At 44.0% G+C, this 25,425-nt stretch carries 25 protein-coding genes and 4 tRNA genes; 3 read left to right on the top strand and 26 right to left on the bottom strand.

Annotation, left to right across the window (positions count from 1 at the left end; genetic code table 11):
* Positions 1–52 precede the first annotated feature (52 nt).
* The 14 genes from ACOSVQ_RS13430 to cysP form a co-directional block, all read right to left on the bottom strand.
* Positions 53–129, bottom strand: a tRNA-Arg gene (locus tag ACOSVQ_RS13430).
* A gap of 66 nt (positions 130–195) precedes the next feature.
* Positions 196–288: transfer RNA gene (locus ACOSVQ_RS13425), tRNA-Ser, on the bottom strand.
* Positions 289–335: 47 nt separating this feature from the next.
* Positions 336–412: transfer RNA gene (locus ACOSVQ_RS13420), tRNA-Arg, on the bottom strand.
* A gap of 42 nt (positions 413–454) precedes the next feature.
* A tRNA-Ser gene (locus ACOSVQ_RS13415) sits at positions 455–547 on the bottom strand.
* Positions 548–728: 181 nt separating this feature from the next.
* Positions 729–926 (bottom strand): carbon storage regulator CsrA, encoded by a 198-nt coding sequence (gene csrA, locus ACOSVQ_RS13410; protein ID WP_004415691.1) that lies wholly within the window; start codon positions 924–926, stop codon positions 729–731.
* Between the two features lie 90 nt (positions 927–1,016).
* Complete coding sequence (locus ACOSVQ_RS13405; RefSeq protein ID WP_491983046.1) at positions 1,017–2,204, bottom strand: aspartate kinase; 1,188 nt, start codon at positions 2,202–2,204, stop codon at positions 1,017–1,019.
* Between the two features lie 189 nt (positions 2,205–2,393).
* Positions 2,394–4,976, bottom strand: a complete 2,583-nt coding sequence (gene alaS / locus ACOSVQ_RS13400) for an alanine--tRNA ligase (protein WP_491983045.1) — start codon at positions 4,974–4,976, stop codon at positions 2,394–2,396.
* 185 nt (positions 4,977–5,161) lie between these two features.
* Positions 5,162–5,623: a recombination regulator RecX gene (gene recX, locus ACOSVQ_RS13395; RefSeq protein WP_491983044.1), complete on the bottom strand. Its 462-nt coding sequence runs from the start codon at positions 5,621–5,623 to the stop codon at positions 5,162–5,164.
* A gap of 124 nt (positions 5,624–5,747) precedes the next feature.
* Positions 5,748–6,800 (bottom strand): recombinase RecA, encoded by a 1,053-nt coding sequence (gene recA / locus ACOSVQ_RS13390; protein ID WP_491983043.1) that lies wholly within the window; start codon positions 6,798–6,800, stop codon positions 5,748–5,750.
* Positions 6,801–6,950: 150 nt separating this feature from the next.
* The gene (gene pncC, locus ACOSVQ_RS13385) at positions 6,951–7,433 is read right to left on the bottom strand and encodes a nicotinamide-nucleotide amidase (protein WP_491983042.1); all 483 of its coding nucleotides are present in this window, start codon (positions 7,431–7,433) and stop codon (positions 6,951–6,953) included.
* A 149-nt stretch (positions 7,434–7,582) separates the two neighbouring features.
* Entirely contained in the window at positions 7,583–8,713 is a 1,131-nt protein-coding gene (locus ACOSVQ_RS13380; protein ID WP_491983041.1) for a sulfate/molybdate ABC transporter ATP-binding protein, read from the bottom strand.
* Positions 8,710–9,600, bottom strand: a complete 891-nt coding sequence (gene cysW / locus ACOSVQ_RS13375; RefSeq protein ID WP_491983040.1) for a sulfate ABC transporter permease subunit CysW — start codon at positions 9,598–9,600, stop codon at positions 8,710–8,712. The genes ACOSVQ_RS13380 and cysW overlap by 4 nt, the downstream gene beginning before the upstream one ends.
* Before the next feature lie 14 nt (positions 9,601–9,614).
* On the bottom strand, positions 9,615–10,484 hold the full coding sequence (cysT, locus tag ACOSVQ_RS13370; protein WP_491983039.1) for a sulfate/thiosulfate ABC transporter permease CysT: 870 nt from the start codon (positions 10,482–10,484) through the stop codon (positions 9,615–9,617).
* Between the two features lie 80 nt (positions 10,485–10,564).
* Positions 10,565–11,566, bottom strand: coding sequence for a thiosulfate ABC transporter substrate-binding protein CysP (gene cysP / locus ACOSVQ_RS13365; protein WP_491983038.1), 1,002 nt, complete (start codon positions 11,564–11,566; stop codon positions 10,565–10,567).
* A gap of 273 nt (positions 11,567–11,839) precedes the next feature.
* Between cysP and cysM the strand changes: the two genes are divergently transcribed.
* The gene (gene cysM / locus ACOSVQ_RS13360; RefSeq protein WP_491983037.1) at positions 11,840–12,730 is read left to right on the top strand and encodes a cysteine synthase CysM; all 891 of its coding nucleotides are present in this window, start codon (positions 11,840–11,842) and stop codon (positions 12,728–12,730) included.
* Positions 12,731–12,931: 201 nt separating this feature from the next.
* Positions 12,932–15,517, top strand: coding sequence for a DNA mismatch repair protein MutS (mutS, locus tag ACOSVQ_RS13355; protein ID WP_491983036.1), 2,586 nt, complete (start codon positions 12,932–12,934; stop codon positions 15,515–15,517).
* Positions 15,518–15,601: 84 nt separating this feature from the next.
* Here mutS and rpoS read toward each other — a convergent pair whose 3' ends face one another.
* From rpoS to folB, 11 genes are all read right to left on the bottom strand, one after another.
* Entirely contained in the window at positions 15,602–16,600 is a 999-nt protein-coding gene (gene rpoS / locus ACOSVQ_RS13350) for an RNA polymerase sigma factor RpoS (protein ID WP_491983035.1), read from the bottom strand.
* Positions 16,601–16,671: 71 nt separating this feature from the next.
* On the bottom strand, positions 16,672–17,658 hold the full coding sequence (locus tag ACOSVQ_RS13345; RefSeq protein WP_491983034.1) for a peptidoglycan DD-metalloendopeptidase family protein: 987 nt from the start codon (positions 17,656–17,658) through the stop codon (positions 16,672–16,674).
* Positions 17,658–18,284, bottom strand: coding sequence for a protein-L-isoaspartate(D-aspartate) O-methyltransferase (locus ACOSVQ_RS13340; protein ID WP_491983033.1), 627 nt, complete (start codon positions 18,282–18,284; stop codon positions 17,658–17,660). Before ACOSVQ_RS13340 ends, ACOSVQ_RS13345 begins: the two co-directional genes overlap by 1 nt.
* Positions 18,277–19,044 (bottom strand): 5'/3'-nucleotidase SurE, encoded by a 768-nt coding sequence (gene surE / locus ACOSVQ_RS13335; protein WP_491983032.1) that lies wholly within the window; start codon positions 19,042–19,044, stop codon positions 18,277–18,279. Before surE ends, ACOSVQ_RS13340 begins: the two co-directional genes overlap by 8 nt.
* Entirely contained in the window at positions 19,037–20,083 is a 1,047-nt protein-coding gene (gene truD, locus ACOSVQ_RS13330; protein WP_491983031.1) for a tRNA pseudouridine(13) synthase TruD, read from the bottom strand. The genes surE and truD overlap by 8 nt, the downstream gene beginning before the upstream one ends.
* A gap of 10 nt (positions 20,084–20,093) precedes the next feature.
* Positions 20,094–20,570, bottom strand: a complete 477-nt coding sequence (gene ispF, locus ACOSVQ_RS13325) for a 2-C-methyl-D-erythritol 2,4-cyclodiphosphate synthase (RefSeq protein ID WP_491983030.1) — start codon at positions 20,568–20,570, stop codon at positions 20,094–20,096.
* 2 nt (positions 20,571–20,572) lie between these two features.
* Positions 20,573–21,268 (bottom strand): 2-C-methyl-D-erythritol 4-phosphate cytidylyltransferase, encoded by a 696-nt coding sequence (gene ispD / locus ACOSVQ_RS13320; protein ID WP_491983029.1) that lies wholly within the window; start codon positions 21,266–21,268, stop codon positions 20,573–20,575.
* Entirely contained in the window at positions 21,268–21,549 is a 282-nt protein-coding gene (ftsB, locus tag ACOSVQ_RS13315) for a cell division protein FtsB (protein WP_042480612.1), read from the bottom strand. The genes ispD and ftsB overlap by 1 nt, the downstream gene beginning before the upstream one ends.
* Positions 21,550–21,674: 125 nt before the next feature.
* Positions 21,675–22,478 (bottom strand): undecaprenyl-diphosphate phosphatase, encoded by an 804-nt coding sequence (locus ACOSVQ_RS13310; protein ID WP_491983028.1) that lies wholly within the window; start codon positions 22,476–22,478, stop codon positions 21,675–21,677.
* A 9-nt stretch (positions 22,479–22,487) separates the two neighbouring features.
* Positions 22,488–22,979, bottom strand: coding sequence for a 2-amino-4-hydroxy-6-hydroxymethyldihydropteridine diphosphokinase (folK, locus tag ACOSVQ_RS13305; RefSeq protein ID WP_491983027.1), 492 nt, complete (start codon positions 22,977–22,979; stop codon positions 22,488–22,490).
* The gene (folB, locus tag ACOSVQ_RS13300; protein ID WP_491983026.1) at positions 22,976–23,329 is read right to left on the bottom strand and encodes a bifunctional dihydroneopterin aldolase/7,8-dihydroneopterin epimerase; all 354 of its coding nucleotides are present in this window, start codon (positions 23,327–23,329) and stop codon (positions 22,976–22,978) included. Before folB ends, folK begins: the two co-directional genes overlap by 4 nt.
* 242 nt (positions 23,330–23,571) lie before the next feature.
* On the opposite strand from folB, the gene plsY reads away from it, so the two are divergent.
* Complete coding sequence (plsY, locus tag ACOSVQ_RS13295) at positions 23,572–24,168, top strand: glycerol-3-phosphate 1-O-acyltransferase PlsY (protein ID WP_491983025.1); 597 nt, start codon at positions 23,572–23,574, stop codon at positions 24,166–24,168.
* Positions 24,169–24,228: 60 nt separating this feature from the next.
* Here the strand turns inward: plsY and tsaD are convergent, their stop codons facing one another.
* Positions 24,229–25,245 (bottom strand): tRNA (adenosine(37)-N6)-threonylcarbamoyltransferase complex transferase subunit TsaD, encoded by a 1,017-nt coding sequence (gene tsaD, locus ACOSVQ_RS13290; RefSeq protein ID WP_102943020.1) that lies wholly within the window; start codon positions 25,243–25,245, stop codon positions 24,229–24,231.
* Positions 25,246–25,425: the final 180 nt, after the last annotated feature.

Here is a 25,425-nt window from a genome sequence, read left to right as displayed (position 1 = left end):
CATTACCCTAACATCTAAGACTCTTATCTCAATCATCTTAGACGATAAATAGTGGCGCGTCCTGGAGGATTCGAACCTCCGACCGCCTGGTTCGTAGCCAGGTACTCTATCCAGCTGAGCTAAGGACGCGCAGGGTGTGAAACATATCACACTAAATTTATTTCAGAACAAAAAAATTGACCCTTGGTCAATAAATGGCGGTGAGGGAGGGATTCGAACCCTCGATGCGGCTACAAACCGCATACTCCCTTAGCAGGGGAGCGCCTTCGGCCTCTCGGCCACCTCACCGCATTATTCATATTCGATAACTTGTTATAAAAACAAGAGAAAGAATATGGCGCGTCCTGGAGGATTCGAACCTCCGACCGCCTGGTTCGTAGCCAGGTACTCTATCCAGCTGAGCTAAGGACGCACTTTGTTCTTTGTTTGGCTGCTAACCCAAACAAGGCAAGAATGGCGGTGAGGGAGGGATTCGAACCCTCGATGCGGCTATAAACCGCATACTCCCTTAGCAGGGGAGCGCCTTCGGCCTCTCGGCCACCTCACCGTCTTGCGGAGGCACATATTACGATTTACCAAAAATATGTCAAACATTTTCTTGGCAAAAATAGCAAAAACCAAGTCAATCGTTGCCTATTTAATCAAAGCGCTATGAAATTACACTTTTATTAAAAAAAGCACCTCTTAAAAACAAAAAAGGCTGGCTAAAAAGCCAGCTTTTTTGAGAATTAGTAGTTGCCAGATGCAACGTTACCATTGCCCTTTTCAGCTTGAATGCGCATGTAAATTTCTTCACGGTGAACAGATACTTCTTTTGGTGCGTTCACACCGATACGTACTTGGTTACCTTTTACACCTAAAACAGTAACAGTTACTTCATCACCGATCATTAGAGTTTCGCCAACACGACGAGTCAAAATTAGCATTCTTTGCTCCTTGAGTAATCTCTGAATTATCTTGCAGTTACACTATTATCCACCAGAAGTTATCTTGTCGTAAACTCTCATGGCGGTTTATTAACCTAAAGATACTTGCCTAGGTTGAAAATCTAATAGTTCGTCAGAAGTTATAAAAGCTTCATGCAAAATATTAGCTGCTGAATTAACACTTTCTGGACTTAACATAAGCATAGATGATTGTGAAGTCGTTGAAACATAATGAATATTTATGTCGTGTTCAGCTAGTAATGCAAAAGAACGGTCAACTAAGCTCGGGGCTTGTAAACCTACTGTGGTTAATAAACTCACATGCTCACTATTACGGATTTTATCGCTGAACACCAGCTTCAACTTAGCACAAGCATCAAGTTTTATAACTACTCCTGCCCATTCTGTATCCTCGATCACACTCCAAACTTCAATACCTAACATTTGGCAGTGTTTCTGCAGGCTTGAAAGCGCTTCATGGTCGATAGTAATCAAAGCCATATCTCTTTGAATGGCTATACCACAGACAGGTTTAGTTCCCAATTCACCTTTGATCAAGCTACCTTCATTGACATCAAAAGTAGACAAAACACGAAGTGGAACTGCATTGTCCCAAGCGAATTGAACGCATGGTAAATGTAAAACTTTTGCACCTTTACGAGCCATTTCTTCCATAGATGGAAAATCAACGACATCTAATTTCTGTGCATTAGGTACCACTCTTGGATCACAAGAGTACACACCATCTACATCAGTAAAGATTTGGCATTCGTCAGCCTTGAGAGCTCCCGCAAGTGTCACAGCACTTGTATCTGAGCCACCGCGTCCTAACGTGGTGATGTCCCCATTCTCATTAACACCCTGAAAACCAGCTACTATGACAATTTGATCTTGTTCTAGTAGCTCGATAATCGTTCGTGTATCAATGTTCTTAATCGTCGCGTCATTGTGCAGATTATCCGTCACAATGTTCGCTTGAGCTCCGGTTAGTGAACGTGCAGCAAAACCCAATTTATTTAGAGTCATTGCTAACAGTGCCATAGACACTTGCTCACCAGCAGAGAGCAAAACATCAAGTTCTCTTGCCGTTGGTACACTATCGATTTGTTGGGCTAATGCCACTAATCGATTCGTCTCACCCGACATTGCAGATACAACTACAACAACTTGATTACCATCATTTTTCGCCTTTATGATGTGTTCAGCTACAGTATGGATTGTTTCAATTGAACCCATTGAAGTTCCGCCGAACTTTTGCACGATAAGGGGCTTTTTCACCAGTATTCACCTTCCCAAGACCGAAGTCTCATACGCACCAACTCATCTATCCAACCGATAAATTCGTTTAGTAATAACAAAAACAAAACCAAGTAGATAACTGCGCGGAAAACTCCACCCAACTAAACCACTTGGTTAATGGAATTAAACTACATCAGTCCCATGTTGAAACTGACGTAGATAATTAATTTATAAGCGTTCTTCTAGCCAAGGCTGAACAGTTTGCATTGCCGCAGGCAAAGCTGACACATCAGTACCACCAGCTTGAGCCATGTCTGGACGACCACCGCCCTTACCGCCAACTTGTTCAGCAACCATTTTAACTAAGTCGCCAGCTTTCACTTTGCCAGTCAGGTCGTTAGTTACACCAGCAATTAGGCTGACTTTGTCGTCTGCCACGTTAGCCAATAGAACAACACCACTACCAAGTTGATTCTTAATATCGTCAACCATGGTTCTTAGGTTCTTGCTGTCTGCACCTTCAAGGCCAGCGATAAGAACTTTAGTGCCATTGATCACCTGAGATTTACCCATAATGTTGGCACTTTCAGTTGCTGCCATTTTATCTTTCAGCTTCTGAATTTCTTTTTCTAACGCTTTTGCTTTATTCGCTGCTTCAACAAGCTTCTCTTCATATTTACGTGCTTGAGCGTCAATCACATCAAGTGCTGACTCACCAGTAACAGCTTCAATACGACGGATACCTGCAGCGATACCACCTTCTGAAGTGATCTTGAACAGACCAATATCACCTGTATTTGAAGCGTGAATACCACCACACAGTTCAGTTGAGAACTCACCCATTGAAAGCACACGAACTTGGTCATCGTATTTTTCACCGAACAGTGCCATTGCACCTTTTTTCTTCGCTGATTCGATATCCATGATATTCGTTTCAATCACATGGTTACGACGCACTTGTTCGTTAACCAGACGCTCTACTTCTTTCAGCTCTTGAGCTGTTACCGCTTCAAGATGAGAGAAGTCAAAACGCAGACCTTCAGGTTTCACTAGAGAACCTTTTTGAGTCACGTGTTCACCCAATACTTGGCGTAGTGCTGCATGCAGTAAGTGAGTTGCAGAGTGGTTAAGAGACGTTCCTAGACGACGTTTAGCATCAACGAGTGCTGTTACTTTATCGCCTTTAGCAAATACACCTTCAACGAGCACACCGTGATGCGCAAAAGCATTGCCTAGTTTCTGTGTGTCTTCAACTTTGAACAAACCTGATTCAAGTTTTAGTACACCAGCGTCACCACATTGACCACCTGATTCTGCGTAGAAAGGTGTTTCGTCTAACACAACAATCGCTTTGTCGCCCGCAGACAGAGAATCAACTTCATTGCCTTCAACGAACATCGCTGTGATAGTGCCTTGACCTTCTGTTGCGCCGTAGCCACAGAATTCAGTGCTGCCATCCACTTTGATTAACGTGTTGTAATCAGTACCAAACTGACCAGCTTCACGAGCACGTTGACGTTGCTCTGCCATCGCAGCTTCAAAGCCAGCTTCATCGATAGTGAAGTTGCGCTCACGAGCGACGTCGTTAGTTAAGTCAGCAGGGAAACCGTATGTATCGTACAGTTTGAAAACTGTTTCGCCATCAAGCTCTTGGCCTTCTAGGCTATCTAGAGCTTCATTTAGAATTGCCATACCGCGGTCAAGTGTGCGGCTGAAGTTTTCTTCTTCAATGCGCAGTACTTTTTCTACAACTGCTTGTTGCTTTTTAAGCTCGTCACCTGCTGTGCCCATTACATCAGCAAGAACAGATACCAGTTTGTAGAAGAATGAGCCTTGTGCACCCAATTTGTTGCCGTGACGAACTGCACGACGAATAATACGACGTAGCACGTATCCACGACCTTCGTTAGAAGGCATAACGCCATCTACGATTAGGAAAGCACATGAACGGATGTGGTCAGCAACAACACGTAGAGACTGGTTCGATAGATCTTGGTGACCAGTCACTTCAGCAGCGGCTTTAATTAGTGTTTGGAATACATCGATTTCGTAGTTTGAGTGTACGTTTTGCATAATTGCAGAGATACGCTCAATACCCATACCTGTGTCTACAGACGGCTTAGGTAGAGGTTCCATCGTGCCATCAGCATGACGGTTAAACTGCATGAATACGTTGTTCCAAATCTCAATGAAACGGTCGCCATCTTCCTCAGGTGAGCCCGGAGGACCGCCCCAAATATGATCGCCGTGATCATAGAAAATTTCAGTACATGGGCCACATGGACCAGTATCACCCATCTGCCAGAAGTTATCTGACTCGTACGCTTTACCACCTGGTTTGTCACCAATACGGATAATACGGTCAGCAGGAATACCAACTTGCTTGTTCCAGATTTCGAATGCTTCGTCATCAGTCTGGTAAACCGTTACCAGTAAGCGATCTTTTGGTAATTCAAGTACTTCAGTTAGAAATTCCCATGCAAATTTGATGGCATCTTCTTTGAAATAATCACCAAAGCTGAAGTTACCCAACATTTCGAAAAATGTGTGGTGACGCGCGGTGAAACCCACGTTTTCTAAGTCGTTGTGTTTACCACCAGCACGAACACAGCGTTGAGCTGTTGTGGCGCGAGTGTATGCTCGTTTCTCTAAACCTAGGAAACAATCTTTAAACTGGTTCATCCCTGCGTTAGTGAACAGCAAGGTCGGATCATTAGCAGGCACCAAAGACGAACTATCGACGATTTGGTGACCTTTACTTTCAAAGAATGAGAGGAACGCGCGGCGAACCTCATCCGTGCTCATGTACATGCAGCTCTTCCTGAAATACTCAAGTTAGAATTTTGCGCTATTGTAAAGCATGGATAAGAGTTCGCCTAGTTTTCTTAAAGAAAAGACGAGCAAGAATTAAAATTTAACGGAATGTCATTAAGTTAAGAGTAGGATTGATTGAAACCAAGTCGTGTCAACTTCTGATGAAGGTGAACCTCACAAAGCTAAACATTGTCATCCTCAGAAAGCGCATATTGAATTTGCTCAAAGCTAAAGCCACGATACTGAAGGAATCTCACTCGCTTGGCATACTCTTTTTGATCTTGAGTGTTTAGTTGTTTGAATTTCTTTTCAGCGGTTTGCTTCGCCAATTCAAACCAATCGACTTCTTCTTGCTCTAAGACACTATTAACAGCTTCATTATCAACGGCTTTTTGCTGTAGCTCCTGACGAATTCGTCTTTCGCCATGACCTTTAGCAATATGTTGCCTCACTTGGCTACGAGCAAAGCGCTGATCATCCAAATAGCCATGTTCTTTACAGTAGATAACGGCTTGTTGTACTTCATCTTCTTCAAAGCCCTTCATCACGAGTTTCTGCCACAGTTTGAACTCTCCGTGATCTCGTCGTGTTAGTAAATACAGTGCGCGCTCTTTGCAGCTCATTTTATTTGGGCTTGAATACATATCACCTCTAAACACAGAAACTTAAATGTTTATTGCACAGTCAAACACTCTGAATAACAAAAAGCCCCGCTAATCAGCAGGGCTCAGAATTCACTATCACCATGATGATGAACATCAACAGTGATTAAAACTCTTCTTGTTCTTCAACAGACTGTTCAACATCATCAGAAGATGAAGTTGCTTCTAGAGAAGAGTTCAACAACATTTCACGCAGTTTGGCATCGATAGTCGCTGCTGCTTCTGGGTTGTCGCGTAGGAACTTACATGCGTTCGCTTTGCCTTGACCAATTTTATCGCCATTGTAGCTGTACCAAGCACCCGCTTTCTCAACCAGCTTGTGTTTAACACCTAGGTCAATCAGCTCACCTTCACGGTTAAAACCTTGACCGTAAAGAATTTGCGTGTCTGCTTGTTTAAATGGTGCTGCAATCTTGTTCTTAACAACTTTGATGCGAGTTTCGTTACCAACAACTTCATCGCCTTCTTTAATCGAACCTGTACGACGAATATCCAGACGCACAGAAGCGTAGAATTTAAGCGCGTTACCACCCGTTGTTGTTTCTGGGTTACCAAACATCACACCAATCTTCATACGAATTTGGTTGATGAAGATACACATACAGTTTGACTGCTTCAGGTTACCCGTTAGCTTACGCATCGCTTGAGAAAGCATACGAGCTTGAAGACCCATGTGGCTATCGCCCATTTCACCTTCAATCTCAGCTTTCGGCGTTAGTGCTGCAACTGAGTCGACAACCATAACATCTACTGCGCCAGAGCGAGCCAATGCATCACAGATTTCCAGCGCTTGTTCACCAGTGTCAGGCTGAGAAACCAATAATTCATCAATGTTCACACCCAGTTTACGAGCGTAGATTGGGTCTAGAGCGTGCTCAGCATCGATAAAGGCACAAGTTTTACCTACGCGCTGTGCTGCTGCAATCAGTTCAAGAGTCAGCGTTGTTTTACCTGAAGATTCAGGACCGTAGATTTCTACGATACGACCCATTGGTAAGCCACCAGCACCTAGAGCAATATCTAAAGAAAGTGAACCCGTAGAGATGGTTTCTACATCCATTGTACGGTTGTCACCAAGGCGCATAATTGAACCTTTACCGAATTGCTTTTCAATTTGACCTAGGGCTGCAGCTAGCGCCTTCTGTTTGTTCTCGTCCATTACGTTCTCCAGACTGTCACTCGCGTGATACGTGAATGCTTACAAATGAGTTTGACTTACTTTGTCAGAATGATGCTCATTATACTGTTGATTTGTACAGTGTCCACCCCTGTATGGAAAAAAGTTGCTACTTGCCGAAAAGTCAGAGACTTATGACAAATGCTGCTTAATTGTTTCTAAGGCGTGGATCACAGCTTGAGTTCTAACCGCGCTGCGATCACCTGAAAAGTGTTGCGTTTCAACCTTTAACCAATCGGATTTATTAGCCCAGGCAAAACAAACAGTGCCCACTGGCTTCTCTACACTTCCTCCAGTAGGACCGGCAATGCCACTGATCGAAACGCCAATAGTCGCGTTAGAGTTTTTTAATGCCCCCTGAACCATTTGAATCACGACCGGTTCAGAGACTGCGCCAAATTTTTCTAGTGTCTCGGCTTGCACACCGATCATTTCTTGTTTTGCTTCATTGCTGTAGGTGACAAAAGCTCGGTCAAACCAAGCTGAACTGCCAGCAATTTCCGTGATCGCATTTGCCACACCACCGCCAGTACAAGACTCTGCCGTCACTACAATTTGTTTGTGCTCAAGCAATAACTCGCCCAGTTGTTGGCTTAATTGGTCTATTGAATTCATTACAAACACCTAACCTACTATTAATCCGATAAAGCTAACTGATAGCTAACGCATTGCCAACTACAGAAACAACAAGAGTGCCATTTGGCACCCTCGTATCTTTAGTTTTTTTGTTAAAGCAGGTTTTGTTAAAGCGTATAAAAAGAAAATTAAATTTCGAACATCAAGTTGCCCGGAGCTAAGAACGGCCAGCGTATAACCTCAGGAGCTTGATGAGAATCTTCTGCGAAGAAGTAACCGACTTGAGGCAATGCGAACACTTGATCACCTCGCTTCAAAGGCTGCTCACTCAATGCACGATGAGAAAGTTTAGCTTCCCAAAGTTCATCCGTTTGCCAGCCGATTGGTGACAGTTCTACGCGTACTTCTGCACCAACAGGGTTAATAGACACAACCTCACAAGGCAATGATGCTTGGCTATTCTCTTTTGCCGATAGGCTTAGTTCATGGCTACGTACATAAAGCAGACCATTTTTGCGAGTCGCTTCATTGACTGGTGGCAGCACAAAAGCTTCACCATTATTCCACTGTTCTTGCTGCCAATTAGCCTTGAATTGATTGACGTTACCAAAGAAATCAAACACAAAACGGCTATTAGGATGCGCATACAGCTCAACTGGTGAATCCACTTGCTCAATACGACCATTACTCATCACCACCACACGATCTGATAGCTCCAAAGCCTCATCCTGATCGTGAGTCACAAATACGCTGGTAAAGCCCAATTCATCGTGCAAACTACGTAACCAGCGACGCAAGTCTTTACGTACTTTTGCATCTAATGCGCCGAAAGGTTCATCAAGCAACAGTACTTCAGGTTTTGTGGCTAAAGCTCGAGCCAGTGCGATACGTTGCTTTTGCCCCCCAGAAAGCTGCTCTGGGTAGCGACCAGCTAGATGCCCTAGTTGAACAATTTCCAACAACTGCTTCACACGCTTATTGATTTCAGCTTGAGAAGGACGCTGCGAACGATCCATTACCTGCAAACCGAACGCAACGTTATCAGCAACAGTCATATGGCGGAAAAGTGCGTAGTTCTGAAAAACAAAACCCACTCGGCGATCACGTACGTGAACGTTGGTCACATCACGGTCACGGAAATGAATAGAACCCGAATTGGCACTTTCTAAACCTGCGATAATACGCAATAACGTTGTCTTACCCGAACCTGAAGGGCCAAGTAAGCCAATCATTTCACCATCTTCAATATGCAAGGAGAGTGGCGAAAGTGCCTGAAATTTGCCGAAATGCTTCGAAATATTATCTAAACGAATACTCATAACGTTCCTTGCTGCTCTTGTTCAATGACATGATTTCGTTCTTGTCGCCATTCAACAAAGGCTTTCAAAATCAAAGTTAATAAAGCGATAAATGCCAAAAGGGATGCGCTTGCGAATGCCGCTTCGGATTGATAGTCCTCATAAAGAAGCTGAACATGCAGAGGCAAGGTGTTGGTTTCACCACGGATGTTTCCAGACACTACCGCCACGGCACCGAACTCCCCAACCGCGCGAGCATTAGTGAGAATCACACCGTAAATCAATGCCCACTTAATGTTTGGCAGTGTCACTCGGCGGAACAGTTGCCACCAAGATGCACCGAGAATAACAGCCGCTTCTTCATCACTACGACCCTGTTGTTGCATTAAAGGAATCAGTTCTCTGGCAACAAATGGACAGGTAACAAAGACTGTCACCAGCACAATACCCGGCCATGCAAACATGATTTGCAAATCATGTTCATACAACCATTCACCTAACCAACCACTGCTGCCGTAAAGCAACAGATACAGCAAACCTGCAACTACTGGTGATACCGCAAATGGGATATCAATTAACGTGGTAAGAAATTTCCGTCCTGTGAATTCAAAACGAGTCACAGACCACGCGAGCATCACGCCAAACACTAAGTTGATTGGCACCGTCAATAAAGCCACCAGCAGAGTCAGACCAATAGCATGTAAGGTATCAGGCTCGCTCAGGTTAGTGATGTAAGTTTCTAAACCGCTGGCAAAAGCTTGTTGGAAGATGCTCAATAGTGGAATCAGCAACAGCACTGCGACAAAAAACAGCGCTAAAGAGATTAAACTCCACTTTACCCAAGGCTGCTCCCCTACTCGTAAAGGTCTTTGAATTGTTGATCTAGAAGTTGAACCTTGACTAGACATAGCGAATAAACTCCTTATCGACCGTGAATTCGGCGTAAATACGCGCCTTGCCAAAGGTTAATCACTAACAGCAGTGACAACGATGTCAGTAGTACAATCGAAGCAATCGCGCTTGCAGCTGGGAAATCAAACTCTTGCAGACGAACGAATATCATCAGGGACGTAATTTCACTCACGTATGGCATATTGCCAGCAATGAAAATCACTGCACCAAACTCACCTAAGCTACGCGTAAATGACAATGCAACACCCACCATCAGAGCTGGCCATAGAGATGGCATAATGACACGCCAGAATACTGCACTGTCAGACGCACCAAGGGTCATTCCTGCTTCTTCTTCCTCACGGGAAATTTCTTCAAGCACAGGTTGTACGGTACGAACAACGAAAGGAATACTGGTAAAAGCCATAGCGACAATGATGCCCAAAGGGGTATACGCGACTTTCACACCTATGCTTTCAAGCACACTACCGATCCATCCATGGCTTGAGTACAAAGTCGCAAGCGTAATGCCTGCTACCGCGGTTGGTAATGCGAAAGGCAAATCAACTAGAGCATCGAGAATTCGTTTCCCCGGAAATGTGTATCGAACCAACACCCAAGCTAATAGAAGACCAAAAGCACCGTTAAAGATTGACGCAACGAATGCAGAAATCACCGTCACTTTATAACTTGCTACCACACGAGGGTCTGCAATCACTTGCCAGTATTCACTAAAAGACATGCCCTTGGTTTGCATCACCAGACCTGTTGCTGGTAGCAACAGAATCAAGCTAACAAACAACAATGAAATACCTAAGCTAATAGCAAAACCAGGTAAAACACGGGTTTTCTTAGGTGAACCATGATGCTTCGGGCGAGATGTCACAACAGATCCGCTCATAAACTCTCAATATAACCAGTGGATAAGAAAGATAACCGCCCCATTTCAGCTACATGCTAATGCGGGGCGGCAGTGATCGATTAACGACGTTGTAGTTGATCTAACTTAGCGCCATTTGCGAATTGAGTTTTCATAGCTTCATCCCAACCGCCAATGATTTGTTCTACAGTCAGTAGCTCTACCGCTGGGAAACGGTCAGCAAATTCAGCTTTTACTGTTTCATCGTGTACACGGTAGTTGAAACCAGCCAGCATACGTTGAGCATCTTCACTGTACAGGTATGAAAGGTATTCAGTTGCTACGTCCGTTGTACCGTTACGTTTTGCATTGCGCTCTACAACCGCTACAGGGAATTCCGCAAGAATCGACGTTTTTGGAACAACCACTTCGTAGTTATCTTCACCGTATTGTTTACGGATATTATTTACTTCTGATTCGAACGTGATGAGAACATCACCTAATTGGCGCTCAACAAATGAAGTTGTCGCACCACGACCGCCTGTATCAAATACAGCAACGTTCGCTAAGAATTGTTTTAAGAATTCATCTTGCTTCGCTTCGTTATCTTTACCAAACGCTTTCTGAGCGTAGCCTAGAGCAGCTAGGTATGTGTAACGCGCATTGCCCGATGTTTTCGGGTTAGGGAAAACAGAAGAAACATCTGCACGAGCTAGGTCACCCCAGTCTTGAACGTTCTTAGGGTTACCTTTGCGAACCAAGAAAGCAGTTGTTGAGTAATAAGGAGAACTTGCGTTTGGTAGCAGCTCTTGCCAGTTAGCAGGGATCAACTTGCCTTTGTCATGCAGTACTTGTACGTCTGTTACTTGGTTAAAAGTCACGACATCCGCTGATAGACCTTGCAGAATTGAACGAGCTTGAGCTGATGAGCCGCCGTGAGACTGTTTGATCTCTACCGTTTTGCCTGTTTTCTCTTTCCAGTGTTCAGCGAACAATGGGTTATATGAAGCAAATAACTCACGAGCGATGTCGTAAGAAGAGTTCAATATTGTTTGATCTGCTGCTGAGGCGTTGAATGATCCCGCAATTAATAAAGCTGCGAGTGCTGACTTCATCTTTTTCATTATGTTCATACTCCAAAATCATCTTGCCGATGTGGCTTCCTTTGTGACTAGAATATGTGCATAAAACGATTATAACAAAGGGTATAAATAGAACCTTTTGGAATATTATCAAACAATAAATTGTATGCTCATTGTGAATAGAGGCTTGTGCTGTAGTGAAGAAGAATTAGACAATGTCAGCAGTTGCGAAACGCATATTCATAAAGAAACAACAAAGATCAAGATTAACCACTAACAATATTAACAACTAACAATAGATAAAAGGCGAACACTGTGTCTGACTTTCCAACCATCGAAGCTTATGTAGGCCAAACGCCTCTGGTAAAACTGCAACGTCTAGCGGCGGATAGCCAAAGCACTGTGTTAGTTAAACTGGAAGGCAACAACCCTGCTGGTTCTGTAAAAGACCGCCCTGCTCTGAATATGATTATCCAAGCGGAAGCACGTGGCACAATTCAACCCGGCGATACCATTATTGAAGCAACAAGTGGAAACACGGGAATCGCACTTGCCATGGCAGCCGCTATCAAAGGCTACAAAATGATTCTCATCATGCCGGATAACTCGACTCAGGAACGCAAAGATTCGATGCGAGCCTATGGCGCAGAGCTTATTCTGGTGAGCAAAGAACAAGGAATGGAAGGCGCTCGCGACCTAGCCTTGCAAATGCAAAGTGAAGGCAAAGGTAAAGTTCTCGATCAATTCAATAACCCAGATAACCCTGATGCTCACTTTCACTCTACGGGCCCTGAAATCTGGCAACAGAGCTTTGGTAAAATTACTCACTTCGTTTCTAGCATGGGAACAACGGGCACTATCATGGGGGTATCTCGCTACCTGAAGAGCCAGAATCCTGATGTGAATATTGTGGGTCTGCAACCTTCAGAAGGCAGCGCAATTCCGGGGATTCGCCGCTGGCCACAAGAATACTTACCGGGTATTTTTAACGCCGCTGATGTTGACCAAGTGATGGATATCAATCAAAACGATGCAGAAGAGACAGCGCGAGCACTGGCTCGAGAAGAAGGCATCTGCGCAGGTGTCAGCTCTGGTGGTGCGGTCTACGCTGCTATCGAAATCGCTAAGCAAAACCCGGGGTCTGTGGTGGTTGCGATCATCTGCGATCGCGGTGATCGTTACCTATCTTCAGGGCTTTTTTCTTAATAAGAACTCTTCCCTAAAGAGTCTCTTCTTTAGTATCCCCTTGCAGCAAGAGTTGTAAGGGGACAATTGCCCAGCCGTTACTGGATTTGTTATCATCACTCACCGTTTTTAAGTGACCTTATGCGTGACTTTGCTCGTTACTATTTGTTTGATAGTTAGAGTAAAAGGACTGCCAACGATACTAACAAGTGATGTAACGCCATGAATCAACCGAGCGAGTCTCTTTCGCACCACACTCCAATGATGCAGCAATATCTTAAACTCAAGGCAGAAAACCCTGAGATATTGCTGTTTTATCGTATGGGGGATTTCTATGAGCTTTTCTACGATGATGCCAAACGTGCTTCACAATTGTTGGATATCTCCCTAACCAAACGTGGTGCTTCGGCGGGTGAGCCAATTCCTATGGCAGGTGTGCCATTTCATGCAGTTGAAGGTTACTTGGCAAAATTAGTTCAACTGGGAGAATCAGTCGCTATCTGTGAGCAGATTGGTGATCCTGCCACCAGCAAAGGTCCTGTTGAACGTAAAGTCGTCCGCATTGTTACTCCGGGTACGGTGACAGATGAAGCGTTGCTTTCTGAGCGTCTCGACAACCTTGTCGCTGCTATTTTCCACCACGACGGTAAATTCGGTTACGCAACTTTGGATATAACCTCAGGTCGTTTCCAGCTCAGCGAACCAGAAACAGAAGAAGCAATGGCAGCAGAGCTACAAAGAACAGCCCCAAGAGAACTGCTTTTCCCTGAAGATTTCACACCAGTTCAGCTGATGGCAAGTCGCAAAGCTAATCGTCGTCGCCCTATTTGGGAATTTGAACTTGATACCGCCAAGCAACAACTCAACCAACAGTTCGGCACGCGTGATCTGGTTGGCTTTGGCGTTGAAAACGCAAAATTGGGCTTATGTGCTGCAGGCTGTTTAATTCAATACGTTAAAGATACTCAACGTACCGCACTGCCGCATATCCGCTCATTAACTTATGATCGCCAAGATCAGTCTGTGATTCTCGATGCCGCAACCCGTCGTAATCTGGAACTGACCCAAAACCTTGCTGGCGGAACAGACAATACATTAGCGGAAATACTTGATCACTGTGCAACGCCAATGGGCAGCCGTATGCTCAAACGTTGGATCCACCAACCTATGCGTTGCATCAACACTCTCAATCAACGTCTGGATGCCATCGGAGAGATCAAACAACAAGGCTTATTCGCCGATCTTCACCCAGTATTAAAACAGATCGGAGATATTGAACGAATTTTGGCGCGTCTGGCGCTGCGTTCTGCTCGTCCAAGAGATTTAGCTCGTCTACGTAATGCTATGCAGCAACTTCCTGATTTGAGCGATACATTAGCGGAGTTGGCACACCCTTATCTTGCGAAATTACGTGATTATACTCAGCCAATGGATGAGCTGTGTGAGCTGTTAGAACGTGCGATAAAAGAAAACCCGCCAGTAGTAATCCGTGATGGTGGTGTCATTGCTGAAGGCTACAATGCCGAACTCGATGAATGGCGTGATTTGGCAAATGGCGCCACAGAATATCTGGAAAAACTGGAAGCTGACGAACGTGACCGCCACGGTATCGACACACTAAAAGTGGGCTATAACGCAGTACACGGTTTCTTTATTCAAGTTAGCCGTGGTCAGAGTCATCTTGTTCCACCACATTATGTTCGTCGTCAAACATTAAAGAATGCGGAACGTTACATCATTCCAGAGCTGAAAGAGCACGAAGATAAGGTACTGAATTCAAAATCCAAAGCACTGGCTTTGGAGAAGCAACTTTGGGAACAACTCTTTGACTTATTGCTTCCTCATCTTGAGCAAATGCAGAATCTCGCTTCCGCACTGTCTCAATTAGACGTATTGCAAAATCTGTCAGAGCGAGCTGAAAGTTTAGATTACTGCCGACCAACCATAACGGAAGCGCCGGGGATCCATATCCAGTCAGGACGTCATCCTGTGGTAGAGCAAGTAATGAATGATCCGTTTATCGCCAACCCGATAGAACTGCATGCACAGCGTAAAATGTTGATCATCACGGGTCCAAACATGGGTGGTAAATCTACCTATATGCGTCAAACCGCTCTGATTGCGTTGCTTGCACACATTGGCTGTTATGTTCCTGCGGAATCAGCACAAATTGGTTTACTCGATAGAATTTTCACCCGTATCGGCGCTTCAGATGATCTTGCTTCTGGGCGTTCAACCTTCATGGTTGAAATGACAGAGACAGCCAATATCCTGCACAACGCGACAGAAAAAAGCTTAGTGTTAATGGATGAAATTGGTCGTGGCACCAGTACATATGATGGTCTGTCACTGGCTTGGGCAAGTGCGGAATGGCTAGCAAAACAGATAGGTGCCTTAACCCTGTTTGCGACCCATTATTTCGAGCTGACAGAGCTACCAAACGTATTGCCTAATTTGGCTAACGTTCATTTAGATGCGGTTGAACACGGAGACAGCATCGCCTTTATGCATGCCGTGCAAGAAGGCGCAGCAAGCAAATCTTATGGCCTAGCCGTTGCTGGGCTAGCTGGCGTACCTAAAACGGTGATCAAAAATGCACGCAGCAAGCTGACTCAATTAGAGCAACATAGCTTACAACAAACAGGACAACCATCGGCGAAATCTAGCTCGAGAGTTGATATTGCAAACCAACTCAGTTTAATCCCTGAACCAAGTGAAGTTGAGAATGCACTAGCAGCCATCAACCCAGATGACTTAACACCTCGTCAGGCGCTTGAAGAGTTATATCGTTTAAAGAAACTTCTTTAACACTTACATAAAATCTACAAATGACAAAAGGCACTCAATGAGTGCCTTTTTACTACCAAGAATATGAACATCAAAACGTCTGTTTTAAGCTTCAACTTCCACGTTAAACAAAGACTCCATGTTCAAGCCTTGTTTAACCAATATCTCTCTTAAGCGACGTAAGCCTTCAACTTGAATTTGACGAACACGTTCACGAGTTAGGTTAATTTCACGTCCAACTTCTTCCAATGTTGAAGGCTCATAACCTAATAAACCAAAGCGTCGTGCTAACACTTCTTTTTGTTTAGGATTTAGCTCTTCAAGCCACTCAATCAATGAATCACGGATATCGTCATCTTGAGTCGACACTTCAGGATCGGAGTTGTTAATGTCCGGAATAATATCAAGTAGCGCTTTATCCCCATCACCACCAATCGGTGTATCAACAGAGCTAATACGTTCATTTAAACGAAGCATCTTGCTGACATCATCAACCGGTTTATCTAGCTCAACCGCGATCTCTTCTGCAGTTGGCTCATGATCGAGTTTTTGCGAAAGCTCGCGTGCAGTACGTAGATAGATATTGAGTTCTTTAACTACGTGAATTGGCAGACGAATAGTGCGAGTTTGGTTCATCAGCGCACGTTCGATCGTTTGACGGATCCACCACGTCGCGTAAGTTGAAAAACGGAATCCACGTTCTGGATCGAATTTTTCAACCGCACGGATCAAGCCCAAGTTACCTTCTTCAATAAGATCCAGTAAAGCAAGTCCACGGTTACTATAGCGACGAGAAATTTTCACCACCAAGCGTAAGTTGCTTTCGATCATACGACGTCTCGCTGCTTCGTCTCCACGGAGAGCACGGCGAGCATAAAGAACTTCTTCTTCGGCGGTTAAAAGAGGTGAGAAACCAATCTCGCTAAGATACATCTGAGTTGCATCTAAGCTTTTGGTTGAGGCATCGAACTCTTCACGGATATCTTCCGCTTGGTCGATGTCATCGTCTTCGGCAGTGAGCTTTACTTCAACTTCAGCAATGTCTGCTGAATCAATGTCTAGGTCAAACTCTTCTTCCTTGGTTACTGTATTGCTGATACTCATAGCGCCTCCCCCGGCGAGCTAGCAAGACATTACTGCTCAATATGTCACTACATAACTCTTCACAAGTATATTTAAGGCAAATACCGTTTTGGATTGACAGATTTACCTTGATAACGAATTTCAAAGTGCAGACGAACACTGTTCGTACCTGAGCTGCCCATTGTTGCTATTTTTTGACCAGCCTTAACACTCTGTCCTTCTTTAACCAACAACTGGTCGTTATGGGCATAAGCACTTAAGTAATGCTCATTATGCTTTACGATGATTAAGTTGCCATAACCTCGTAATGCATTACCCGAATAGACCACGGTTCCTGCAGCAGTAGAAGTAATGGATTGACCACGCTGTCCTGCGATATCAATGCCCTTATTTCCTTGATCTCCTGCTGAAAAGTTTTTAACAACTCTCCCTTTCGTTGGCCACAGCCACTTATCGACTTTATCGTTCTGTGGTTTAGGTTTGCTTACAGTTTTGTTAACATTTTGTTGAGTATTAGAACCAACATACTCTTTTGTTTTCGATTGATCAATCGTCTTATTTGGATCTTTTTTAACCGAACTTGCCGAATTGTTAGCTTGAGCAGTATTAGAATTTTTGCTCGATTTCGGGGGAGAAACCGCAGCAGATGTTGCGGCTGCAACTGGCACTTTAGCCGCTACAGCCGCAGTAGAAGCACTCGATGCAGTGCTCGCAATTCTTGGGGGTGCTGTTGTATTGGAAGCGATGGAGGAACTGTTGCCTGCACCCGTTCCTCCATATGCTGGAGCATTATATGCAGGACTCCAGAGGCGGAGCTTTTGTCCCGGATGAATGGTGTATGGCGCTTGGAGTTTGTTAAAACTAATGATGTCGTTGACGTCTTTGTCGGTGATATAAGCGATAAAGTACAAGGTGTCTCCACGCTTTACCTCATAGTAGCTTCCACGATAGCTACCGCGACCGATTTCTCGATAATCTTTCTTAAGCCCAGACACTGGCGCAGGAGAACTTGCTGTACAGCCTAGTAGTAAGCCACACAGTCCACACGCCAATAATGTCTTGAGCTGAGGACGCTTCATTACGCTAGGTCACCAGCGACCAAAGGAACAAAACGCACTGTTTCTATTAGCTGAGAAATAAACTCATCACCTTTACGTATTATTTTGTAGAGCTGCTGCTCATCTTCACCGACAGGTATCACTAATCGTCCACCATCCGCAAGCTGATCCAGCAAAGCTTGTGGTACTTTCTGCGCAGCTGCGGTCACAATGATCGCATCAAATGGCGCTTTTGCCGCCCAGCCTTGCCATCCATCTCCGTGCTTTGTTGAAACGTTATAAATATCGAGCTGTTTTAAACGGCGTTTCGCTTCCCATTGCAGAGATTTAATTCGTTCAACCGAGAACACGTGATCGACAAGGTGAGATAAGATCGCCGTCTGATAACCCGAACCAGTACCGACCTCCAGAACTCGGCTATTTCGCTGCAATTCTAACATTTGAGTCATTTTTGCAACGATATACGGCTGAGAGATAGTTTGCCCTTGTCCGATTGGTAAAGCATTGTTGTCATAGGCCTGATGAACCATCGCTTGGGAAACGAAGTACTCTCTCGGCAATTGGTGTATTACCTGCAACACATGTTGGTCGGTAATACCGTTTGCTAATAAAAACTGAATTAATTTATCGGCTTTTGGATTAGCCATCAGTCCTTTCCTTTAACCAATGATCCATGCTTCCTAATGACTCATGAGCAGTAAGATCCACTTGCATAGGAGTCAATGAAACAAAACCATGCTCGATAGCATGAAAGTCTGTTCCTTCACCGGCATCTTGCTCTTTACCAGGAGGACCTAACCAATAAATATCATGACCTCTAGGATCTTTCTGTTTAATCATGCTTTCTGCGTGATGACGAGCACCTAAACGAGTCACTTTGGTTCCGGCAAGGCTCTCAAATGGCACATCAGGAATGTTAACGTTCAATAGTCGATTGGTTGGAATAGGTCTACAAAGGTGTTGCTCCACCAGTTGGCGAGCAATTTTTCCTGCTGTAGCAAAATGTTGATTTCCGACTAATGAAAAAGCGATAGATTGAACACCCAAGAAATGCCCTTCCATTGCAGCCGCAACCGTTCCGGAATAAAGAACATCATCACCTAGGTTTGCGCCATGGTTGATCCCAGTTAATACGAGATCTGGCATCGAATCTTTCAATAATTCGTTTAAAGCAAAATGCACGCAATCCGTTGGTGTACCTTGTACTGAGTAAGTATTCGGTGCCACTTTAGAAACGCGCAAAGGCTGCTCTAGTGTTAAAGAGTTAGATGCACCAGAGCGATTTCTGTCGGGAGCAACAATGATCACTTCTGCAAGATCTGAAATAGCTTCAGCTAAAGCATGAATACCATCGGCAAATACACCGTCATCGTTGCTTAAAAGTACTTTTAGTTTTTTGTCACTCATACACACGCTCTACTGCAATTTCTTCTATCAGTTCTCTCACAATCGATGTAGCAAAACTACCAGCATCAAGAGCGAATTTTAACGTAATAGAATCGCCATCGACTTGCCAAGTTAAATCTTGTGCTTTCAACGAGATCGCTCTGCGATCATGTCGCATGCGGTTACCTCGAATCAGCTTCATCAAGTCTTCTTCTTCATCTATAAATGGCTGTTCAAGCTTCTGCGCTTCTGATTGTGTAGGCAAAGCATTATCGCCTGCTAGGGCTGCTGAAATCTGTGCTTCATCTTGGCTAAGCAACTGATTAAATTCTGCAACTTTCTCAGAAGCCACCAAAATTTGCTCCCCATTGACAAGAGCGATATCCCCTTCGACAAATCGATAGAAACAGTTTTGCTCAATACGAGAAGAAACAATGCGGTTAAATATCCATGAACGAGCAGTCGAAAGATAAAGACTTCGCTGATTCTGGTCACGAGTTCGGACATTTTCACGTCCCCAGCGACGAGCTTCATTTAAGTTGTTGCCGTCTTTACCAAATCGCTGATTACCAAAATAGTTTGGCACGCCTTGTTGCGCGACAACCTCTAAACGTTTCAACACTTCTTCAACATCTGTTACTTCAGATAAGGTCACTTCGAAGTTATTACCAGACAAATCACCAGGGCGTAACTTTTTGTTGTGACGAGTCATGGCTAAAATTTCAATGCTTGGGTGTTGTGACTGAAACAGAGCCAAATTAGGGAAACCAGCTGTAGGCAAGTGAACACTCAACCATTGTTCTGTCACAGCATGACGATCTTTCAAACCTGCCCAGCTAACATCTTTGGATTTTACGCCACATGCTTTAGCCAGTTCATTAGCAACGAAGCTGGTGTTCTCACCGGTTTTTCGAATCGAAACCATCAGATGTTCGCCGCTGCCAGCAAACTCATAACCAAGATTTTCAATAACTTTGAAATGTTCTGGTTTAGCTTTAATTTTGCCTTTAGCTGTTGGTTTACCACACAGGTAAGCTAAAGAAGATAGAATATCTGTCATTTTTGACTCTTTACGCTTTCATCAGTAATACAACGGCTTCGCACGCGATGCCTTCTTTACGACCAGTGAAACCTAAACGCTCAGAAGTCGTTGCTTTCACATTTACGTTGCTGATGTCTGTCTCTAAATCTTCTGCGATAGCAGCACACATCGCTTCAATATAAGGTGCCATTTTCGGAGCTTGAGCAATAATCGTGACATCCGCATTACCCAAACGGTAGCCCAGTTCTTTTACTCGGCGGTACACATCTTTCAGCAACTCACGACTGTCTGCACCTTTCCATTTATCATCGTTATCTGGAAAGTGCTTGCCAATATCGCCTGCAGCAATAGCGCCCAACAGAGCATCGCTCAACGCATGTAAGGCAACATCACCATCAGAATGTGCAATCAAACCTTGTTCATAAGGAACGGCAACTCCGCCAATAATGACAGGGCCTTCACCACCAAATTTATGCACATCAAAACCATGGCCAATTCGTATCATGTTTATTCCTTATTTCGGCTCAAATAGAACTCAGCCAATGCAAGATCTTCTGGCTGAGTAATTTTAATATTGTCAGCTCGACCGTTCACTAACGCCGGGCTCAAATTCAGTCTTTCAAAAGCAGAGGCTTCATCCGTAATGTTCGCCTTTGAGGCTAATCCATCAATTAAAGCATCACGCAAAGGGATTGTACGGAACATTTGCGGAGTGAGTGCATGCCATAGATTAGAGCGTTCGACGGTGTGATCTATGTTCTGCTGTTGATTACTACGCTTCATAGTATCGCGTACAGGCGCAGCCAAAATTGCGCCGACAGCGTGAGACTGCGCCATATCGATAAGTCGAGAGACATCCTGTTCTGTGAAACAGGGACGAGCAGCATCATGAACCAACACCCATTCGCTAACTTCATGTTTGCAAATGTAATTTAATGCGGATAGAACCGAATCAGCTCTCTCCTTGCCTCCATTAATGCGGACAACTTGAGGATGGTTAGCCAACGCTAACGTAGAGAAATAGGGATCGGTTTCGCTGACAGCGACCACTACTTTTGACACATTTGGTAGCGCCAGTAACTTAGAGACTGTGTGTTCTAAAACTGTCTTACCTAATAGTTTTAGGTACTGCTTAGGGCGGTCCGCCTGCATTCGGCTACCAACGCCCGCTGCTGGTACAACCGCAATAATTGATTGAGTCATTAACGGTTATCCTCACCGGTAATTCGGTAAAAAGTTTCTCCACTTTTCACCATACCTAATTCATGACGAGCCCTTTCTTCTATCGCATCAAGACCTTGGCGTAAGTCATCAATTTCAGCAAACATCTCTTGGTTACGCTGATGTAAGTTAGTGTTTACTTGCTCTTGAACTTCTATCTCTGCCGCAACAGCGTGGTAATCAGATATTCCGTTTTTTCCCTGCCACAAGCTGTATTGAAGAAAACCAAGCAGCAGGGTTAATGTCACAGCAAGAACTCGCATTACTTTCACACTCGTCAATATTGATAAATATCTATGTATATAGAAAAAAGGCCGAATAAAAACGGCCTCTTTGTCAATTTGGGTAGAAACGCTCTATTTATACCACAAGCACCGTTTTCAGGCGACTAACGGCTTAATAGAAAGGCAAATAAGCCAACACCCAGAATCAAACGATAAATCACAAATGGTGTCATACCCATTCGAGAAATTAGCTTCAAGAAAAAGAAGATACAGATATAGGCACTCACAAATGACGTCACGATACCTGTTAAAAGGAAACCTAGATGAATAGGTTCTCCGCTAGTCACCAGTTTCAATCCTAGGTAGCTACCTGCTAGAACGATAATTGGAATCGACATTAAAAAAGAAAAACGAGCTGCCGCTTCACGAGTGAAACCAAGATAAAGGGCCGCTGTGATAGTAATACCTGAACGAGAAGTACCTGGAATGATAGCTACTGCTTGCGCGAAACCAATGAAAAGTGCTTTCTTCCAACCCGCTTGATATTCATTAAGATTTTGCGTCGCCGTTTTGTCCACATACCACAATGGAATGCCGAAAATGATAGTGGTCGCAGCAATCACCCAAGCGCTGCGCAAATAGACTTCAACAACGTCTTTCATCACTAGACCAAAGATACAGGCTGGGATTGTTGCCAAGATAATACACCAAGCTAAACTTGCTTCTTTGCTTCTATCACCTTTAAAGATAGAGGCGAAAAAAGCGCTCAATAGTGCTTTCACTTCATTTCGGAAATAAATCACAACCGCAGTCAGCGTTCCAACGTGCACTGCCACATCAAAAGCTAAACCTTGGTCAGCCCAACCTAGTACTGCTGATGGCAAAATAAGGTGCGCAGAGCTGGAAATAGGCAAAAATTCAGTAAAACCTTGAATTAAAGCCAACATAAAAGATTCAAAATAACTCATTATTTACTCTTACTTCACACTAAACCATTGAGGAATTGGTTTCAGTTGTTCTAAAAGCGCAGCATCTTGCCAAACTTTTTTAATGGATAGATCAGTTCCTGGAATATTGAGTTCAGGGCATAGTTCATACAAAGGTTGTATCACAAATGGGTACTGATAAATATCAGGACGTGGTATGACCGGAGAACTTGGGGATACGACATCGCCAAACAAGATAATATCCATGTCTAGAGTGCGATCTTGATATTTTTTCGCATCAACATCGCGCCCCCAACGGAATTCCACTTCTTTTAAAGACTGTTGAAAATCTTCAAGAGAGAGCGACGTTTTTAACTCTACCACCAAATTTAAAAATGGATGGCTATCAAACCCTTGCGCTGGACATTCATAAATCGTTGAAAGACGAAGTTCATCTCCCAGCAGACTTAACTCTTTGATCCCCGCTTCAATATGACGGTATCGTTCTAAATTAGAGCCAACACCAACATATGCAGTGATCATAGAGATCCTCTTTCGATGATCACTCCAACACCTTTTGCCTGCGGAACAGCACCAGGTTTGGTCAATCGAATACGAATCCAAGGCACACTAAAGCGTTGCATAATGAGCTCTGCAATTTCTTCAGCAACTCTTTCTACTAATAAGAAGCGACCTGATTCAATATGTTCAATAACAGCTTGGCTGACTTGAGCGTAATCGAGTGCATGTGCTACATCATCACTCTTTCCTGCTGGCTTGTTGTCATGCGCCATTTCTAAATCGAGAACCAACTTTTGTTTAATGGTTTGTTCCCAGTCATACACACCTATTGTGGTAATAACTTCTAGCTGCTCTATAAAGACTTTATCCATCTTCTATCGAATTCCTTACAACAGTTAGACTCAATCACAGGTCGGATACCTAAATTGAGTAAAAAAACGTACTATCGTCGCCAATCGCGATATCATATACGAAACCGCGTGTAGATGGGTAAACCAAACAGAATTTTTACTTTTAAGACGTTCACCGCAATGCGAACTTAAACCTATAAGTAGCATCGATGTATCAAAACAATGTAATGCTCTGTTAAAGAAATCACCGTATTGAGGCAATAATGACGCCAGTGGCACTCATAATGATAATTTCCGCCTACTTACTGGGTTCAATCTCCAGTGCGGTGCTGATCTGTCGATTATTGCGCTTGCCCGATCCGAGAGGTGTTGGCTCAAACAACCCAGGGGCAACAAACGTATTACGTATTGGTGGGAAAAAAGCGGCTGCATCAGTGCTGCTTTGTGACATGTTAAAAGGCACTATCCCTGTTTGGGCTGGTTACTTTTTAAAAATTGACCCACTGATTTTAGGTATCATCGCTATAGCAGCTTGCCTTGGTCATATGTATCCGATTTTCTTCCACTTTAAGGGTGGAAAAGGTGTTGCTACGGCATTAGGAGCCATTGCGCCAATCGGTTTGGACTTAACCGCAATGATCATGGCAACTTGGTTGTTTGTCGCGGTGATATTTCGCTATTCATCCTTGGCGGCGATTGTCACAGTACTGCTTGCGCCATTTTATACTTGGCTGGTCAAGCCCCAATATACTCTGCCTGTTGCCATGCTTTGCTGCTTAATCATTTTGCGGCATCATCAGAACATTAAGCGTCTTTTTGCTGGAACAGAGCCGAAAGTCGGCGAAAAGAAGAAAGCCTAAGGCTTTCTTACAGACATAAAAAACGGTCGCATTAGCGACCGTTTTCTTTATAGCGTTTACTTACTCAATAGGAGTGAGTTGATCAATCGGCCAACGAGGGCGAGCTTCAACGCTTAAATCAGTAACATCACCATTTTTTAAACGTTGCATACCAGCAAAAGCAATCATTGCTCCGTTGTCGGTACAAAATTCGGTACGTGGGTAATAGACTTCACCACCAATTTTTTCCGCAAGCTTAGCTAAATCAGCACGCAACTGTTTATTTGCACTTACACCACCAGCAATAACAATGCGCTTCATACCGGTTTCTTCAAGTGCACGTTTACACTTAATAACAAGCGTTGAGCATACCGCGTCTTGGAAAGCATAAGCGATGTCAGCACGAGTTTGTTCATCATCGCCATTCGCGGCAATCGTATTAGCTGTAAAAGTTTTTAGACCAGAGAAACTCATTTCAAGCCCCGGACGATCTGTCATTGGGCGTGGGAATTTAAATCGCCCTGGAGTGCCCTTTTCAGCTAAACGTGAAAGCAAAGGACCACCTGGATAATCCAGCCCCATCAGCTTTGCTGTTTTATCGAATGCTTCGCCAGCAGCATCATCAATCGATTCACCGAGAATACGGTATTCGCCGATGCCTTTTACTTCCACCATCATACTGTGACCGCCAGAAACAAGCAGTGCTACAAATGGGAACGGTGGAGGATTATCTTCCAGCATAGGAGCCAAAAGGTGACCTTCCATATGGTGTACAGCAACAGCAGGAACGTTCCAAGCGTAAGCAATGCTGCGGCCAATAGTTGCACCAACTAATAAGGCACCAACCAAGCCAGGTCCAGCAGTATAAGCAACACCATCAATATCTTTCGGTGTTAAATTAGCTTCAGCCATTGCCGCTTTAATAAGGGGAATCGTCTTTTTAACGTGGTCACGAGAAGCTAGTTCTGGTACAACGCCACCGTAATCCGCATGAAGTTTAACTTGGCTATAAAGCTTATGAGACAGCAATCCCTTTTCGTCATCGTAAATCGCTATACCCGTCTCATCACAAGAGGTTTCAATACCAATAATACGCATATTTTTCTCAGCACACTGCCATCTATAATTTGAAATTGGCGCAATGTTACAACGCCTTCGCTTCACAAACAAATTTTGTACAGAGTCTAGTCGACAAAGTGCTTTACAAAGGCACAACGATCGGATTAAAATTCCGCACCATTTTTGATCTAGCTGATTAACGACCAAACGAGTAAGAAA

The sequence above is a fragment of the Vibrio sp. HM8-C genome (assembly GCF_058630515.1).
Note: the sequence above shows the minus strand (reverse complement) of the source record. Positions and strands in the feature narration are given on the sequence as shown.

Excerpts from the sequence above, each read along its gene's own strand:
- ACOSVQ_RS13340 (WP_491983033.1), bottom strand. The coding sequence starts at position 18,284 with ATGGCTAATCCAAAAGCCGATAAATTAATTCAGTTTTTATTAGCAAAC.
- truD (WP_491983031.1), bottom strand. The coding sequence starts at position 20,083 with ATGACAGATATTCTATCTTCTTTAGCTTACCTGTGTGGTAAACCAACA.
- cysP (WP_491983038.1), bottom strand. The coding sequence starts at position 11,566 with ATGAAAAAGATGAAGTCAGCACTCGCAGCTTTATTAATTGCGGGATCA.
- ACOSVQ_RS13345 (WP_491983034.1), bottom strand. The coding sequence starts at position 17,658 with ATGAAGCGTCCTCAGCTCAAGACATTATTGGCGTGTGGACTGTGTGGC.
- ACOSVQ_RS13310 (WP_491983028.1), bottom strand. The coding sequence starts at position 22,478 with ATGAGTTATTTTGAATCTTTTATGTTGGCTTTAATTCAAGGTTTTACT.
- ACOSVQ_RS13380 (WP_491983041.1), bottom strand. The coding sequence starts at position 8,713 with ATGAGTATTCGTTTAGATAATATTTCGAAGCATTTCGGCAAATTTCAG.
- tsaD (WP_102943020.1), bottom strand. The coding sequence starts at position 25,245 with ATGCGTATTATTGGTATTGAAACCTCTTGTGATGAGACGGGTATAGCG.
- ispD (WP_491983029.1), bottom strand. The coding sequence starts at position 21,268 with ATGACTCAATCAATTATTGCGGTTGTACCAGCAGCGGGCGTTGGTAGC.
- folK (WP_491983027.1), bottom strand. The coding sequence starts at position 22,979 with ATGATCACTGCATATGTTGGTGTTGGCTCTAATTTAGAACGATACCGT.
- mutS (WP_491983036.1), top strand. The coding sequence starts at position 12,932 with ATGAATCAACCGAGCGAGTCTCTTTCGCACCACACTCCAATGATGCAG.
- cysT (WP_491983039.1), bottom strand. The coding sequence starts at position 10,484 with ATGAGCGGATCTGTTGTGACATCTCGCCCGAAGCATCATGGTTCACCT.
- ispF (WP_491983030.1), bottom strand. The coding sequence starts at position 20,570 with ATGATACGAATTGGCCATGGTTTTGATGTGCATAAATTTGGTGGTGAA.
- folB (WP_491983026.1), bottom strand. The coding sequence starts at position 23,329 with ATGGATAAAGTCTTTATAGAGCAGCTAGAAGTTATTACCACAATAGGT.
- ftsB (WP_042480612.1), bottom strand. The coding sequence starts at position 21,549 with ATGCGAGTTCTTGCTGTGACATTAACCCTGCTGCTTGGTTTTCTTCAA.
- recX (WP_491983044.1), bottom strand. The coding sequence starts at position 5,623 with ATGTATTCAAGCCCAAATAAAATGAGCTGCAAAGAGCGCGCACTGTAT.
- plsY (WP_491983025.1), top strand. The coding sequence starts at position 23,572 with ATGACGCCAGTGGCACTCATAATGATAATTTCCGCCTACTTACTGGGT.
- pncC (WP_491983042.1), bottom strand. The coding sequence starts at position 7,433 with ATGAATTCAATAGACCAATTAAGCCAACAACTGGGCGAGTTATTGCTT.
- alaS (WP_491983045.1), bottom strand. The coding sequence starts at position 4,976 with ATGTACATGAGCACGGATGAGGTTCGCCGCGCGTTCCTCTCATTCTTT.
- rpoS (WP_491983035.1), bottom strand. The coding sequence starts at position 16,600 with ATGAGTATCAGCAATACAGTAACCAAGGAAGAAGAGTTTGACCTAGAC.
- recA (WP_491983043.1), bottom strand. The coding sequence starts at position 6,800 with ATGGACGAGAACAAACAGAAGGCGCTAGCTGCAGCCCTAGGTCAAATT.
- csrA (WP_004415691.1), bottom strand. The coding sequence starts at position 926 with ATGCTAATTTTGACTCGTCGTGTTGGCGAAACTCTAATGATCGGTGAT.
- cysW (WP_491983040.1), bottom strand. The coding sequence starts at position 9,600 with ATGTCTAGTCAAGGTTCAACTTCTAGATCAACAATTCAAAGACCTTTA.
- surE (WP_491983032.1), bottom strand. The coding sequence starts at position 19,044 with ATGAGTGACAAAAAACTAAAAGTACTTTTAAGCAACGATGACGGTGTA.